Genomic DNA, 15,044 nt, shown 5'->3' on the forward strand with positions numbered 1-15,044 from the left:
AAGCAGGCAAATGAAAATCACCAAAAAAACTTTTACAAATCTTTTCAAAAAGCGCAATATCGCCCCAAGCATCGGCGTTTTGCTGTGTGCTTTGATTGTGTATTTTATCCATACTTCGCCATTTTTTGAGCGAAATCCTCCGCAGATTTCCTTGCCAAATGCCTCGCATTGGAACTTAAAGTGGGATATTCCTATCAAAATCACCGATACTTCGGGCATTAAACGCTACAAAGTCGCTGTTAGTTTAAATGGAGCGCAAAAGACTTTGCTTAACAAAACGCCAGATTCTGCGTCAAATGAAGTCTCTTTTATGCTTCCCATCCCAAAGATGAATATTAAAAATGGCGATGAGTTGATTTACACAATCACCGCGCAAGATAAGAGCAAAAATCGCTTTTTTCGCGGAAATATCGCACAAAGCGAGTTGAAACTCACCATTGACACGCAGTTACCGCAAGTTAGCGTTATCCAAATGAGCAATATCATCGTGCGGGGCGGGGCGGCAGCGGTGGTATTTTATGCAAAAGATTCTGCGATGGCAAATATTTCACTTACAAATGGATTTCAAAGTTTTGTGGCGTTTCCATTTTACAAACCAAATTATTTTGTCGGCATAATCCCTTGGTATATCAAAAATCCATCCTTCAAAAGTGCCATAATCGCGCAGGATAAAGCAGGAAATACAAGGCGATTTAATATCAATTTCGCGCGTTACAATCGCAACTACCGCACTTCAAATCTGCCACTTAAAAGCACATTTATCGAGGGGAAAATCGCAGAGATTATCGAAAATGGCAATATTTACACACTTGCGGATTTCAAAGATGAAATTAGCGCATTTGCCTATGTGAATGAAACTATCCGCCAAAGTGACGAGGAAAGGATGAATGCAAAACTGCTAAATGTGCCACGCGAAATAAATGAATTTGCCACATTTAAACCCGCAAATGACGCGCGAGTGGTGGGACTATTTGGCGATTATCGAAAGTTTAGTTTTAATAAAATGGATGCGGGGGATAGCTGGCATTTGGGCGTTGATTTGGCAAATATCAAAAATATGCCTATAATTGCCTCAAATGAGGGCATTGTGACATTTGCTGAGGAACTTGGCATTTATGGCAATACGATAATCATCGAGCACGGATACGGCGTGGCGTCGCTTTACTCGCATTTGCAAAATATGGCGGTGAAGGAAGGCGATTTTGTTTATAGTGGCGATATTATCGCGCGAAGCGGGGAGAGCGGACTTGCATTTGGCGACCACTTGCATTTTAGCATTTTGTTGCAGGGACTGCCAAGCACCGCAAATGAGTGGATGGATAGCAAGTGGTTGAAAACGCACATAAATGATGTTTTAAAAAACGCAAGGGAGGTAATTGACACTTATGCCAAAGATTGAGCAGAAAAATATGCAGATTTTCATCATCCGCGCGGATATTCCGCTAGATGAAGTGGAGCGATTTGTCACGCAAAATAAGAGCGTTTTGCGACTGCACTTGCTGATGGTGGAGGATTTGAGTGCGGAAATAAGGGCGATTTTGGATAAATATGAGTTAGATTACTTGCAACCAAAAAATTTTAATTTTGGGGCAAAAAGTGGTGCAAAAAATGTTAGCGTGCTAAAAAATGCGAATTTGATACACAAAGATTCTGCGAATTGTGGGAAAATCGCAGAATCTAATTTGGATTCTGCCAAATTCGCAGAATCTCCGCAGAATCTCGCCAAAATCGCAGAATCTACCGATTTTCGCGTATTTACGGAATTACTTCGCAGTGGCGTGGAAATCAAAAGTGAGCAGAATCTAGCGATTTTCAATCGTGTGAATTCCGGTGCGAAAATTAGCACGAAAAAAAGTGCCTTTATTTTCGGCAAGTGCGAGGGCGAAGTGCGCTGTGATGGCGAATATATGATTTTATCGCAAATTGCAAATGGCAAAATTTTATTTAACGGAATGGCAATCACGCAAAAAATGCTAAAATACAAACTAAATCTAATCGCAAAAGACGGCGATATTGGACTAAAAATAAGCGACGCACTAAGTGCAATAAACTAAATTTTTAAGGATATAAAATGAAACAGCGAAGCATTAAAAAACCCGTAGAGTTAGTAGGAATCGGACTTCATAAGGGCGTAAGCGTAAAAATGATTTTAGAGCCTTTGGGCGAGAATTGCGGGATTGTCTTTTATCGTAGCGATTTGGGCGTGAGTATCCCGCTAAAAACTGAAAATGTCATCGATACGACTTTGGCAACGGTGCTTGGTGTGCGCGAAAACCCCGAAGCGAAAGTCTCCACAATCGAGCATTTATTAAGCGCGATTTATGCTTATGGCATCGATAATTTGCGCGTGGTGCTTGATAATGAGGAAGTGCCGATAATGGATGGCAGTGCGATTGGGTATTGTATGCTTTTGGAGGAAGCGGGGATTTTGACGCAGGACGCGCCAAAAAAAGCACTCGCGATTAAAAAGCCCATCGAAGTAAAAGACGGCGAAAAATTCGTCCGTGTCGAGCCTAGCAAGGATAGCATTTTTGATTTTACAATCAATTTCGAGCACACCGCAATCAAAACGCAACAATATAGATTTGAATATTCGCCACAAAAATATAAAGACGAAATCGCCCGTGCGCGGACATTTGGCTTTTTGCAAGAGGTGAATTACCTGCGCTCTATCGGACTTGCAAAGGGTGGCAATCTCTCAAACTGCATTGTGCTTGATGAAAGCGGGATTTTGAATAAAGAGGGTTTGCGCTACAAAGAGGAATTTGTCCGCCACAAGATTTTGGACGCCATCGGCGATATGAGTGTGCTTGGAATGCCACTCATTGGGACTTATGTGAGCTTTGCAGGAAGCCACAAGCTAAATCACTTTTTGACACAAAAGATTTTAGCAGATAGCAAAGCATATCAAATCGTAGAATTGCCAAGCAACGCAGAAAACTTTGAATTTGCGATAGCGCACTCGTAATTTTATGCCAAACTCGCCATTAGATTCTACGAATGAAATGCGAGATTTTGCGCTAGATTTTGCGAATCGCCCCACCGCTTCGTCATTGCGAGATTTGCCAAAGGCAAATCGTGGCAATCCACACTTTTTTGCCATTCTCGCGCGAGTGAAACGAGCGAAGAATCTCAATTATTTTTTTAGATATTTCGCTATCGCTCAATCCGTAGGATTGGATAAAGAAACTTCGGCTTTGCCTTGTTTTGCGAACGAAGTGAAGCAACCATATGACAAAGAATTCGCAGAATCTAATATAAAAAATACCCACCCCCTAGCCCCCTCCGCACGGGAGGGGGAGCAAAATATAGATTCTGCGAATCGCCCCAAATTCGCAGAATCTAATATAAAATCCCCCCCCCCATTTGCGATAAATACCCCACCCCAAACCCCTCCCGCACGGGGAGGGGCTTTCTCTATCTCCCCCTCCCTTGCGGATGGCAAATCCAAATTCTCCCCCTCCCAAATGCGCGCGGGGGACAAAGGGGGTGGGTTAATCCCAAATCCCACACTAGATTCTGCGAATCGCCAATCCACTTCGTCATTGCGAGGCGCACGAAGCGAAGCGAGTGCAACGAAGCAATCCATAGGATTTGCAAGTGAAGCGAAGTAATTATCCAAATATAGATTCTGCGAATCGCCCCAAATTCGCAGAATCTAACACACAAACCCAAATCTACCCCCAAATCGCCATTTACGCCACCCTTTGCATTGCGCTTCTAATTTGCGTTTTTAATCCCTACGCTCTTTATAACAGCGATATTACGCAGTTTGATAGCACACAGACAAAAGCGACGCTTGGCTCACTCTTTGGGGCGTTTTTATTGGCAAGTTTTAGCGCGATTTACGCCCTTTCATTTATCCCGCAAAAGTGGCAGAAAATCCCCGCCTTTGCGTTAAGCGTGGCACTTTTCATCGGCATTGCGTATAGTTTCATTTTCACGGGCGATTATGGTGCGATGGATAGATTTTGGTTTGACAAACATCCATTTGTTTATGACAGCATAGAGCCGATAATCGCGCAAATGCGGATTTTCATCGCCGTTTTGGTGGCGGGCATTCTTTTTGTGATATTTGCGCTAAAATATTTGCTCTTTGTGTGGAAAATCATTTTTGCCACGCTTCTAATCGTAAGTGGCATAGATGCGCTAAAAATCACAAAGCAAAGAATGGAGGCAAACAAAGCAGGGGAGGCATTTTTCTCATACTCCAAAACGGATAAAAATATCGTGGTAATCGTGCTTGATATGTTTAGCGGTTCGCATACGCCTTTTATTTTCACGCAGTTTCCGCACCTAAAAGGTGCGCTTGATGGTTTCACACTCTATCCAAACGCCATTTCTAGCGCAAATCTCACCATCCCTACCGCCGCATCTCTCATCGGTGGCGAATATTACACCGCGATAAATATGAATAAAAGAGCGCAGAATCTCATAACGCAAATAGATTCTGCGTTTATAAACACTGCAAATGCCTTCGCACAGGGCGGATTTAGCGCAAATCTGCTAACATTTGTAGGAAGCAATGTGGAGAATATCAAATCGCAGTTGAGCGAAAATGTCGCACTCATCGATTACAGCACAAATCAATTCGTGGATTTTTACGCGCAAAGCGAAGGTTTCGCGGATGATTTGACGCAGATAAAAGAGTTATCGAAAAACTTTGACATCGCTCAACTTTTGGTGTATGGTGCTTTTAAGTTCGCCCCTGAGTTTGAAGCGCGAAAACTGCTCTATGATGATGGTTGGTGGCGACTTAGTGGCGAAAAACGCTTAAAAAGTCGCTCCACCACTGCGATAAATTACACGGCGAATTTTTATGCGACATCGCGCATTTTGAAGACAGATTCTGCGAAACCGACTTTTAAATTTATTTGGTCGCTGATGACGCATTCGCCCTTTGGCGTGTATTTTGATGGGCAAAAATGCGACTTTTTCACGCAAAAAACGGCGTGGGATGACTTCTTGCATCCGCAAATCCGCCAAAATCCGCAATATTCTATGCACAAGTCCTATTTTCAGCACTATGACGCAGAATCTTGCGCGTTGCAGTATTTGCACGATTTCGTGGCAAATCTCAAAAATGCGGGGATTTATGATAACACGCAGATTTTCGTAATAAGCGACCACGCGGGCAATGATAATATCAACTTTCCGCTTCCAAATGATAATGATAAAAATAATGTCCGCCCCGATGTGCTGTTTTTATTCAAGGATTTTGGGGCGCGTGGGGAGTTGAAGGTGGATAGGCGTTTGATGGCAAACTTCGATATTGTGAGCATTTTTTGCGCGAATCTGCCACGCGGATGTCCAAATGTGCCGCCAAATATTTTGCAAAATTATCCGCAAAATAGGGAGTTAATCCACACTGCGACTTATCATTGGATGCTTCACAAGCACAAACCGCAAGAGTGGTTAATCTCAAATGCGCTCAAAGTGCGGGGCGATATTTACAAGGCGGAGAATTGGCGCAAGGCAGATGAATTTGTGAATATGAAGTAGATTTGTGCGGAGATTATGTAACTTTTTCCCCTCCCTTGCGGAGCGACTCTCCAAACTTCTCCCCCTCCATTGCGCTAGGGTGGCGCAGGGGGTGGGTAGATTCTGCGAAAATTTGGATTTTTTGATTAGATTCTACGAATTTTGCTTTTAGATTCTGCGATTTTTTCGTCATTGCGAGAAGTCGCACTTTGGGCGACTTCGTGGCAATCCAAATTTAGATTCTGTGATTTGCATAAAATTCGCAGAATCTCGCATAAAAATTTAATAAAACGCAGAATCTAGCGCGTTTTTCGTCATTGAGAGATTTGACTAACTCAAATCGTGACAATCCAAATTTAGATTTTGCGATTCGCAGAATCTCGCAATGACGAAGTTTAGCGCAGATTCTGCGAGTGGAGTGTTTCGATGATTTGCTTCATTTTAGCAAAATCTTTTTTGCCCTGCGTTTCAATCCCGCTTGAAATGTCAATCGCATAAGGATTGAGCGACATTGCGCGGGGCAGATTGTCCGCATTTACCCCACCTGCGAGAAAAAAGCGCGTGGCAAAATCAAAGGCAAAATACCTAGATTCTGCGATTTTCGCACTTAACTTCTCCCACTCAAACGCCACTCCACTCCCCGCATTCGCGCTATCTAGCAGGATAAAATCCGCATTAAATTCTAACGCCAAATTTAACGAATGCGAATCGCGCATTTTAATCGCCCTAATAATGGGCGCGATTGTGCCACAATCTTTTTGCATAGATTTACGCAACGCGCTAATATAGGCGTTATTTTCATTGCCGTGAAGTTGCACCATATCGATGATTTTACTTTGCACCGCTTCGCAAATGTGCTCCACAGGGCTATCTACAAACACGCCCACCGCTTTGATACCCGAATTTAGTCGCGCTTTTAACTCCCCCGCCAAAGCAAAATCCACAAATCGCTTGGATTGCCTCGCAAACACAAAGCCCACAAAATCGGGCATTAGCTCGTTTGCGAACTCAATATCACACTCCCTAAACAACCCGCAAAATTTGATTTTCATAAGATTTATCTTTTATTGAAATGTCTTGTCTGTGCAATCTTCTAAAATATTTCTTATTTTTTCTCTTAATTTTTCTTTTGTAGATAGAATATAATATATAAAAGCTGATATAACCGTGCCATTGTTGCTTTCTTTCAGTCTGCTATCTTTATAATATTCATTTATACAAGATAATTTTTCTTTGACCTCTTTTTCGCTTATATTTTTATATTCTTGTTTTGAGCATAAAACACTAAAAAGATTGAAAAAAGTTTCTCTTGGGTTAAATTGTAAAGATTTTAATATATTAACATTTAGCATAGTAAAAATGTGTCCCAAAATTATCGCTTTGCAAAACATCGTCACTGAAATTTTCATTGTCTTCAAAAATAAGCCTTAAATTATGCTCCATACTTAAAGGGATATGTTTGAAGTTTGTATTATGAAACACCATTTTGCTTTGCTTTTGATATTCTTTTTGGGTTCTAAAAAATATAATTGAAAAAGGCGTAATCATATTCTTAATCTTATCACTACCGTCTTCTGCAGCACTAATTCTATGGTTGCCATCTATACGATAGAAAACACTATCGCCTCCTTCTTCTTTTAATGTGCTTAAAATTGCATAGCCTCTAAATGTCAAAAAACCACCCAAAGAAAATTCCATTACACCTTTTAATTTCATTGCTGTCCTTCTAATATAATTTTTTCTACCTGCAATTTAGCAGATTCTAAAATATTTTTAGCTTCTTTTTGTAAATTTATAAATTTTTGTTTGCGCCTAATAATTTCATTGGCGATTTTCTCTTGCACACTTAATGGTGGCAAAGGGATTTTTAGATTTAAAAAGTCATTATAATTTATCGAACTCATAATCGAACCGCTCGCTTCTCTTTTAAGCAAAGTTTGAAATAAATTTGTGCGCAAAATGTTTATTAAAAAATCTTTTAATAGATTTTGCTTAACCTTGCTTATGACAAAAAAACCAGTTGAAGCGATTAGATTTTCTTTCTCCTCGCTCACAAGCGCAATAGCTTTCATTGAGCCACTTAAAGTTGAAACTAATAAATCGCCCTTAAACACCCTTTGCCTCGCCCTACTTGGAAAGTCTTTGTTTATTAGTATCGTGTCTTTGATAAAGCCGTTTTCTTTTTCAATACAGGATAAATCTATGTAGTTGATAAAATCATATTTTTCCATAGATTCTAATTGTTGATTGATAAATGCAATATCACGGATTTTAGCGACTTCGTATTTGCCCTGATGTATGGCGTTTTGTAGGGTGTTGTAGTAGTGTTGGTGATACTCGACGTCAAAGCGAGTGTTGCTGATTTCGCTAAGTTTGACAAAAAATATTCGCCTTTTTAAATCGCTTGTGGCTTTTGGTGGCAAGCTAATGCCTAACTTGCTTAAAAGAAAACTATCAATAGAATCTAAAATCTCTTGCGCTTCGCTCTCTTTACGCCTTTTTTCTAAATACGCGTTATCCATAATATCAACAATGTATTGCTGAATTTCTTTTGGTGGAATTTCAGGGATTTTTAAATCTTTGATTCTTTCTATTGCTAATTTTGGTATGGTTGTTTGAATGTAATTTTGTTTGATTTGTTGTTGCACAAAATCCATTTTCAAAACAATATTTAAGAATTTTGGCAAAATATTTTCAGCGACTTGCAACTTAACGCAATTTTCAGTCAAAATAACTCTATTGTGTGTATCATTGTGAAACAAAAATATTTTTCCAATAGTTCCCGCATTTGATATAGCGATTTCATTATTAAAAATTTCATAACGCTTTAATATATTAAAAATCTCTTTATCGATTGATTTTAGGGAATTTATATCAATATGTGTTTTCTCAGAATCTAAGTCATCAACTCGTAAATATTTATACATAGTAGATTCTTTCGCATAGGTTTTACCTTTGGGGATTCTCTTGCCACTTTTGATATTACAAATATGCTTTAATGATTGCGTTTTTATTGAATTTGATAGATTTGCGCTGTGATAATCAGCGTCAAATCTCCCACCGCTAATTTCGCTCCATTTTCGTATAAAGATTTCCATAAATTTTACTCTGCGATTTGTGCTAAAAAGTCGCGTAAATGTTGCGCGATAGAATCTAGCTCATTTATGCCTGTTGCCTTACCTGTGGCGTCATAGCCGATATTTTCAGCAATAGCCATAAAAATATCATAATCAAGCCCTTCTTTTTGGAATATTTGTGCTTTTTCTAGTTCATAAGATTTAATTAAAGGCGACTGCAAATTTTCTACTTGCTCTTTATATTTTTGGACTATGTCGGATTTTTTGCTTATATAAGGCTCTCTTTGTTTAGTTTCCTTGCTTGGATAGTCTTTGTTTAGCTTTTTTAATGCTTGTTTTTTGGTATATTCTAACGCAGTTATTTTGTCAATATATTGAAATTTTGTTTTTATGTGAGTTTGCAATAAAAATTTAGTTTCTTTGATTTTTTTAGTTGTTTCGCTTTTATGTTTTTGTAAAAACAGCACCGAGCTTTTTACTCCCGCGCCCGTGTGAGAAAACGCCGTTTGTGGCATAGATACCACAGCCACGATTTTATACATTTCCTCGATAGCATCGCGCACATATTGCAAACTTGAATTTGTAAGGATTCCATCGGGAATTACGATAGCCAAAAAGCCTTTTTCTTTTAAGAATCTATATGCTTGCTCGATGAACAGCACTTCTGTGTTTTGATTTTCACGCTTTTCACGTTCGACTTTGTCTTTAATATCAAGCCAATTTACTTCTTTATTGCTAAAATTGTATTGGTGCAAGTAAGCGCGTTCAGTCTGCTTAATGATTGAGCCAAAAGGTGGATTTGTGATAATAAAATCAAAATAATTTTCTTTAAAATTTGCATTGTTCGTTTTATTGGCGATGGTATTAGCATTTTGTTGCTCTAATTTTTCTTTGTCTTTACTTGAATATTCGCAATTATTTTGTGTTATGGGCGAAAGTCCATCGCAAACGATAATGTTTGTATGTCCATCGTCGTGGATAATCATATTCATTTTAGCCACTCGTGCAATTTGCTCATTTATTTCAATTCCAAAGAGGTTATTTTGTGCAAAATCGTGCCAAAATTTATAATGGTCGCTTATATCTTGCTTGTTTATGATAACTTCGCCATTTTCATATCTTTTAAGGTTACCATTTTCATCTCTTTCTCCAAAATTTTCATCAGCTAACTTACGGACTTTATCAAGCGCGTGAAGCAAAAACCCACCACTTCCGCAACTTGTATCAAGCACAATAGAATTATTATCAATCGGTAAAACTTGGACAATAAAATCTACAATTTGTCTAGGCGTAAAATACTGCCCAAAATCTCCACGAAAAAAACTCCCCATAAAGGTTTCAAATGCCCTGCCTTTGGAATCTAAATCTGTTTGTGAAAGATTTATTTTTTCTAAATATCCCACAACAGAGCGTATTTTTTCGGGGCTTAATCTAATATTATCTTTAAATACTTCTGAGTCTTTTTTGCGCCCTTGCTCATAGAGAGAATGAATCCTTTGGGCTAATTCTTCATTTAATATTTTATTGCTTACAAGTTTGCCATTTTCTTCCCTAGCTATAAATTGAAATTGATATGGTTTTTCTCTTGGCGTATTTTTTTCGTCCCAAATTTTACAAAATATAAGTTTATCAAGCTCATCAAAAGCTGTGCTTGGATTTAGCTCACCACCTCCCCAAAGCGCATTATGTGCTTGTTTAAAGGCTTGTGTTAAGTCGGATTCGCTAATTTTTTGTAAATCAAAATATTTTTGCGCACCTATTTTGCCTCCACGAACATATTTGAAATTAAGGATTTTATTTGACCCAAAAGCAGGTATATCCGGGATTGCACTTCTATCTTTTGGCTTTTTATCCAACACTTGGTAATACTCATCTTTAAGCCCCGAGCTTACCCACACAAATCTTGCGCCCTCTGCCACCGCATAGCTAAAAGCTTGATTTATGGCGTTTTGAAATTCTAAATCGCTTATTTCTTGTTTTTTGCACTCTACGATGATATGTGGAATTTTGCAGTCTTTGTCGCTATATACAACAATATCAGCTTCTTTGGTGGAAGAACCCATTTGGATAGAGGCAAAAAGTTTGATTTGCTCTTGTGGATAGCCGTATTCTAAAACTAACTTACAAAATGTAAGGGCTTGGACTTTTTCCTCTGGATTGTGATACTTGCGCTCTTTGTTTTGATATGTGTAAGTGATTAATTTTTTATCGTCACTAAAAGTTATAATGCCTTTTTGAATGGCTTTATTTATAAGTTCATTGTTCATTTTTGTCCTTTATATTTTATAATTTTAGCATTTTTACATTTGTTTTAAAATTACTTTTAGTTTATTTGGCACAAACATTTCTGCCAAATCGCTTGGATTGCCTCGCAAACACAAAGCCCATAAAATCGGGCATTAGCGCGTTTGCGAACGCAATATCACACTCCCTAAACAACCCGCAAAATTTGATTTTCATTTATCTTTTAGTCGCTCAAAAACGGCGCGATTGTGGGATTTACGCAAATCATCTAGCATTTCTTTGCGCAATTTTTCAAAATTAGATTCGCCTTTTTTAGAATCTTGCCGCAAAATCGTAGCATTCGCATTTTTTGCGACTTTTTCAAAATCGCTTAAAAATTCCTCTTTGACATTTTGGATAATTAAAGTCATTTTGCATTCCTTTTGTAAAATCTATGGCGATATTGTAGCAAAATTTGGATTCACAAATTCGCGCCTTTTAGATTTGCTAATGCGTGGGTTTTGTCGCTTTCGCGCATTAGCGATTCGCCGATGAGCACGGTGTTTATGTCGTGCGATTGCAAAAGGGCGATGTCCTCTCTTGTGGCGATTCCTGATTCGCTTACAAAGATTCTATCCTTTGGGACAAGCCTTTTTAGGCGAATGCTCGTGCCTAAATCCACTTTGAAACTCCGCAAATCGCGGTTATTTACGCCGATGAGTTTCGCGGAGGTTTGCAGGGCATTTTGCAAGGCAGATTCGCTATGAGATTCTATCAAGACACTTAATCCAAGCGATTTGGCAATGTCGCAAAACTCCACCATTTGCGCTAACTCCAACACCTCGCTGATGAGCAACACACAATCCGCGCCCAAAACTTTCGCACCATAAATCATATAGCTATCGATGATGAAATCCTTGCGTAGCACAGGGATTTTCACCGCCTTTGCAATCTTGCGCAAATAGCTATCCGCGCCCAAAAAATACTCTGGCTCGGTAAGGCAGGAAATGCAATCCGCTCCCGCATTCTCATAATCCCGCGCGATTTGGAGATAGGGGAAATCTTGGGCGATAATGCCTTTTGAAGGCGAAGCCTTTTTGACTTCGCAAATAAAGCGCATTGTGTGGCGCGAATCTACGCCATTTTGGCTTGAATCCACGCTCAAATCTATGTGCGAATCCGCTACATTTCGCGCCACATTTGCACTAGAATCTAACGCCTTTTCAAACGCAAAGGGCGGTTTTATTGCCAAATCTCGCAATGACGAATCCGCGCTAGATTCACGCGATTCGCATTGATTTTTATACAGCGATTCGGCTTTTTCACGCATTTCATTAAAAGGGATTTGCGCCTTTTCTCGCTCTACTCGCGCTTTTGTAGATTTTATAATCTTTGCTAAAATGTCCATTTATTCCCTTTATTGCGGATTTGTATGATACGCGCCTACAAACGCCAACGCCAATGCTTGATTGAAGCGGTAGCCTAGATAAATGTCTAATCGAAATCCTGCGACATAATGGCAATATTCAGCACAAGCGGCTCTACTTGTTGGATAAAAGTCTGTCTCTGGGTTTTTTCTTATTTGTTGCCTTGCTTCCTCAAATAAAGCGTTGTTTGTAGAAAAATTATTATGCAAAATCAATGTTTGTGCTTGGTAATATTGCGTAGCAGCGATTTTTATGATTTTGCTACTTGAGATATATGCAGAGCCTCTATCCCAAATTTCGCCACTATATAAGCCCAAATAACTACTAGCATAAGGGTCATATGATTGCATAAAATCAAGAATATCCTCCCAAGAAGCCTTTTTTTTGTAATCTAAAACATATTTGTTCCACCAGCCTAGCGCGTGTTTTACGCCATCTTCATCAAGTTCATATTCTGTTAATTCTGGAGCGGGGACACTCTCAAACTCCCAAAATGTAAAATACTCCAAATCATTTTGATTTACATTCACCAGCTCCCAAATCTCATCATAAACTATGCCTAATTTATTGTGCTTTGCCTTTGGGATTATGAGTTCTTTTGAATCTATGTCATAGCCTTTGAGATTGAGCGCGTTTATGGTATGCCATTGCTTTTTGATATTTTTTTCATTAAAGGGCTTATCGCCATAGATATTTGCGTGTAATTGTATTTTGTCTTTAAAGTTATTTTGCGTATATTCAAAGGATTCGCTTTTAAGTGGCAAGTAGGCTTTCATAGTGGATTTATCTTTTAAAAACTCTCTCTTAATAGAATTTGGGATAATGTCATAGATGAAGTCATAAAGCGTTAGATTTTCAGTGCCACCAACAAGCGTAGTCCAATAGTCATCAATGCCACGATATAATTCGTTGTTTGCATTATTTCTCTCTTGTAGCTTCATTTTTGCGATTGCTTCATAAATGTTTAGATTTTTGCCATTATAGGTAAATCTAAAATTCTTTTGCATAAAGTCTTTGTATGTTAATTTTGGATTATTTGTTAGCTCTTTGTGCTTTTCGTAGAGTTTGATAGTCTGCCATTGCGAAAAGATTAGCTGAGAAAATGGATATTGCTTTACCAGCAACGAAAACTCATCATTGTGATTTTTATGAAAATCTAGGACTTCAAAAATGATTTGCTTTGGCAGGGGAATCCCAAAGGCATTGTAGTCTTTGTCTTGCAAGTTTGCTAAATCTTTTGGCGTGATTAAGTCTTTGTTACGCCCATCCCAATGCAATGAATCATATTCGCTTACTAACTCAAATCGTATGTTAAGAATATTGTAGTCAAACATAGCATTTGCGACATTTAGCGTGAAAATCAACAATAGCGCGAGAAATCGTAGCTTTGGCATAAAAATCCTTTGTGTTTTTAAAATTTAAAAGTGTGATTGTAGCGAAAATTCGCGTTTTTTAGATTCGTGTTTGATTTGCGATAAAATTAGATTCACGCTAGATTCGCATTAAATTCACTAGATTTGTGTGAATTATCTAAATTCACACGCTACAAACGCAATCGACAAAACCGCCACCAAAATTACCAAACCTATTTTTTTCATTTTTTACCCCTTTTGAATCTAAAAATTTAAGCGTGAATCTTGCCTAATTTTTATTGCTCTCTACGATAAACCGCTCTAATTGCGCCAAAGCCTTGCCTGAATCAATCAGCGATTCTGCCATTTTCACGCCTTGCGCTATATCGCTCACTTTATTGGCGACATACAGCGCAGCCCCAGCGTTTAGGCACACAGCTTCTCTCTTTGCCCCCATCTCTTTGCCACTTAGAATCTCACGCGTGATTTTGGCGTTTTGCACCGCATCGCCCCCGCGAATCTCATCTTTTTGGCGCAATGGATAGCCAAAGTCGCTAGGCGCAATCTCATACTCTCTAAACTGCCCCTCTATCACTTCACACACGGCAGTTTCCGCGCTCACTGAGATTTCATCAAGTTTGTCCTTGCCAAAGACTACCATTGCGCGTTTCACGCCCAAATTATTCATAACCCGCGCTAGTGGCTTCACAAGGCTTTCATCATACACGCCCATAAGCTCCATATTCGCACCAGCGGGGTTTGAGAGCGGTCCTAAAATGTTAAAAATCGTCCTAATGCCTAGCTCTTTGCGAATGGGCGCGACATAGCGCATAGCGATATGGTAATTTTGCGCAAACAAAAAGCAAATGTGGATTGTTTGGAGTAGCTCCAAACTGCGCTCGGGCGGGAGATTGATATTTACGCCAAGTGCTTCTAGCACATCAGCTGCGCCACTTTTGGAGCTTGCCGCGCGATTGCCGTGCTTTGCCACGCTCACCCCCGCACTTGATACGACAAGGGACGCGGTGGTAGAGATATTAAACGAATTTGCGCCATCGCCCCCTGTGCCGACAATTTCAAGCACATTGTGATTATGCAAAAGTTTTATGCAATGCTCTCTCATACTCATCGCGCTACCCGTGATTTCATCGATACTCTCACCTTTTAGGCTTAATGCGGTGAGATATGACGCCATCTGCGCTGGACTAGCAGTGCCCTGCATAATCTCATTCATCACTTCGCGCGCCTCTGTGAAACTCAAATCTTGCCTTTGTGTGAGTGCCAAAATCGCTTCTTTTATCATTTTTTGCGTTCCTTTTTATCTAAAATCACAGAATCTTTAAATCGCAGAATCTGCCCCAAAACTTCGTCATTGCGAGAGAATGAGCTAATGCGAACTCTCGTGGCAATCTAAATCGTAGATTTTACTTTGATTTTTGAGAGATTCTGCACTTAAATCTTATATTTTTTCAAAAATTTTTCAA

The 15,044-nt window shown here is 39.3% G+C and carries 16 protein-coding genes; 5 read left to right on the plus strand and 11 right to left on the minus strand.

Going from position 1 to position 15,044, the window contains the following annotated elements:
• The first annotated feature begins 10 nt into the window (after positions 1-10).
• The 5 genes from ACWIUE_RS03955 to ACWIUE_RS03975 are packed head-to-tail and all read left to right on the plus strand — an operon-like array spanning position 11 to position 5,502.
• Positions 11-1,399, plus strand: coding sequence for a M23 family metallopeptidase (locus ACWIUE_RS03955; protein ID WP_454135081.1), 1,389 nt, complete (start codon positions 11-13; stop codon positions 1,397-1,399).
• A complete protein-coding gene (locus ACWIUE_RS03960; RefSeq protein ID WP_454135083.1) occupies positions 1,377-2,054 on the plus strand; it encodes a hypothetical protein in 678 nt (225 codons plus the stop codon). Before ACWIUE_RS03955 ends, ACWIUE_RS03960 begins: the two co-directional genes overlap by 23 nt.
• Positions 2,055-2,071: 17 nt before the next feature.
• Positions 2,072-2,968, plus strand: coding sequence for a UDP-3-O-acyl-N-acetylglucosamine deacetylase (lpxC, locus tag ACWIUE_RS03965; RefSeq protein ID WP_454135084.1), 897 nt, complete (start codon positions 2,072-2,074; stop codon positions 2,966-2,968).
• A 4-nt stretch (positions 2,969-2,972) separates the two neighbouring features.
• A complete protein-coding gene (locus ACWIUE_RS03970) occupies positions 2,973-3,614 on the plus strand; it encodes a hypothetical protein (protein WP_454135086.1) in 642 nt (213 codons plus the stop codon).
• Positions 3,601-5,502 carry a sulfatase-like hydrolase/transferase gene (locus tag ACWIUE_RS03975; protein ID WP_454135088.1) on the plus strand — a complete coding sequence of 634 codons (1,902 nt, stop codon included), beginning with the start codon at positions 3,601-3,603 and terminating at the stop codon, positions 5,500-5,502. Before ACWIUE_RS03970 ends, ACWIUE_RS03975 begins: the two co-directional genes overlap by 14 nt.
• A gap of 13 nt (positions 5,503-5,515) precedes the next feature.
• Here the strand turns inward: ACWIUE_RS03975 and ACWIUE_RS03980 are convergent, their stop codons facing one another.
• The 11 genes from ACWIUE_RS03980 to trpD form a co-directional block, all read right to left on the minus strand.
• Entirely contained in the window at positions 5,516-5,674 is a 159-nt protein-coding gene (locus ACWIUE_RS03980) for a hypothetical protein (RefSeq protein WP_454135090.1), read from the minus strand.
• Positions 5,675-5,876: 202 nt separating this feature from the next.
• Positions 5,877-6,533 (minus strand): phosphoribosylanthranilate isomerase, encoded by a 657-nt coding sequence (locus ACWIUE_RS03985; protein ID WP_454135091.1) that lies wholly within the window; start codon positions 6,531-6,533, stop codon positions 5,877-5,879.
• A 12-nt stretch (positions 6,534-6,545) separates the two neighbouring features.
• Positions 6,546-6,833 carry a hypothetical protein gene (locus tag ACWIUE_RS03990; protein ID WP_454135093.1) on the minus strand — a complete coding sequence of 96 codons (288 nt, stop codon included), beginning with the start codon at positions 6,831-6,833 and terminating at the stop codon, positions 6,546-6,548.
• Complete coding sequence (locus ACWIUE_RS03995; RefSeq protein ID WP_454135095.1) at positions 6,820-7,197, minus strand: hypothetical protein; 378 nt, start codon at positions 7,195-7,197, stop codon at positions 6,820-6,822. Before ACWIUE_RS03995 ends, ACWIUE_RS03990 begins: the two co-directional genes overlap by 14 nt.
• Entirely contained in the window at positions 7,194-8,579 is a 1,386-nt protein-coding gene (locus ACWIUE_RS04000; RefSeq protein WP_454135097.1) for a restriction endonuclease subunit S, read from the minus strand. The genes ACWIUE_RS03995 and ACWIUE_RS04000 overlap by 4 nt, the downstream gene beginning before the upstream one ends.
• 5 nt (positions 8,580-8,584) lie before the next feature.
• Positions 8,585-10,825, minus strand: coding sequence for an N-6 DNA methylase (locus ACWIUE_RS04005; protein ID WP_454135099.1), 2,241 nt, complete (start codon positions 10,823-10,825; stop codon positions 8,585-8,587).
• Between the two features lie 61 nt (positions 10,826-10,886).
• On the minus strand, positions 10,887-11,018 hold the full coding sequence (locus ACWIUE_RS04010; RefSeq protein WP_454135101.1) for a hypothetical protein: 132 nt from the start codon (positions 11,016-11,018) through the stop codon (positions 10,887-10,889).
• A complete protein-coding gene (locus tag ACWIUE_RS04015) occupies positions 11,015-11,212 on the minus strand; it encodes a hypothetical protein (RefSeq protein WP_454135103.1) in 198 nt (65 codons plus the stop codon). The genes ACWIUE_RS04010 and ACWIUE_RS04015 overlap by 4 nt, the downstream gene beginning before the upstream one ends.
• A gap of 50 nt (positions 11,213-11,262) precedes the next feature.
• On the minus strand, positions 11,263-12,189 hold the full coding sequence (trpC, locus tag ACWIUE_RS04020; protein ID WP_454135105.1) for an indole-3-glycerol phosphate synthase TrpC: 927 nt from the start codon (positions 12,187-12,189) through the stop codon (positions 11,263-11,265).
• 9 nt (positions 12,190-12,198) lie between these two features.
• Positions 12,199-13,602: a hypothetical protein gene (locus ACWIUE_RS04025; protein ID WP_454135107.1), complete on the minus strand. Its 1,404-nt coding sequence runs from the start codon at positions 13,600-13,602 to the stop codon at positions 12,199-12,201.
• 247 nt (positions 13,603-13,849) lie between these two features.
• Positions 13,850-14,863, minus strand: coding sequence for an anthranilate phosphoribosyltransferase (gene trpD, locus ACWIUE_RS04030; RefSeq protein WP_454135109.1), 1,014 nt, complete (start codon positions 14,861-14,863; stop codon positions 13,850-13,852).
• Between the last annotated feature and the right edge of the window lie 181 nt (positions 14,864-15,044).

Source organism: Helicobacter sp. 23-1045, from assembly GCF_053654655.1.

Coding starts and splice junctions, on each gene's coding strand:
- trpC (WP_454135105.1), bottom strand. CDS start 12,189: ATGGACATTTTAGCAAAGATTATAAAATCTACAAAAGCGCGAGTAGAG.
- ACWIUE_RS03985 (WP_454135091.1), bottom strand. CDS start 6,533: ATGAAAATCAAATTTTGCGGGTTGTTTAGGGAGTGTGATATTGAGTTC.
- ACWIUE_RS03995 (WP_454135095.1), bottom strand. CDS start 7,197: ATGAAATTAAAAGGTGTAATGGAATTTTCTTTGGGTGGTTTTTTGACA.
- ACWIUE_RS03980 (WP_454135090.1), bottom strand. CDS start 5,674: ATGACGAAAAAATCGCAGAATCTAAAAGCAAAATTCGTAGAATCTAAT.
- ACWIUE_RS04000 (WP_454135097.1), bottom strand. CDS start 8,579: ATGGAAATCTTTATACGAAAATGGAGCGAAATTAGCGGTGGGAGATTT.
- ACWIUE_RS03990 (WP_454135093.1), bottom strand. CDS start 6,833: ATGCTAAATGTTAATATATTAAAATCTTTACAATTTAACCCAAGAGAA.
- ACWIUE_RS03955 (WP_454135081.1), top strand. CDS start 11: ATGAAAATCACCAAAAAAACTTTTACAAATCTTTTCAAAAAGCGCAAT.
- lpxC (WP_454135084.1), top strand. CDS start 2,072: ATGAAACAGCGAAGCATTAAAAAACCCGTAGAGTTAGTAGGAATCGGA.
- ACWIUE_RS04025 (WP_454135107.1), bottom strand. CDS start 13,602: ATGCCAAAGCTACGATTTCTCGCGCTATTGTTGATTTTCACGCTAAAT.
- ACWIUE_RS04005 (WP_454135099.1), bottom strand. CDS start 10,825: ATGAACAATGAACTTATAAATAAAGCCATTCAAAAAGGCATTATAACT.
- ACWIUE_RS04010 (WP_454135101.1), bottom strand. CDS start 11,018: ATGAAAATCAAATTTTGCGGGTTGTTTAGGGAGTGTGATATTGCGTTC.
- ACWIUE_RS04015 (WP_454135103.1), bottom strand. CDS start 11,212: ATGACTTTAATTATCCAAAATGTCAAAGAGGAATTTTTAAGCGATTTT.
- ACWIUE_RS03970 (WP_454135086.1), top strand. CDS start 2,973: ATGCCAAACTCGCCATTAGATTCTACGAATGAAATGCGAGATTTTGCG.
- trpD (WP_454135109.1), bottom strand. CDS start 14,863: ATGATAAAAGAAGCGATTTTGGCACTCACACAAAGGCAAGATTTGAGT.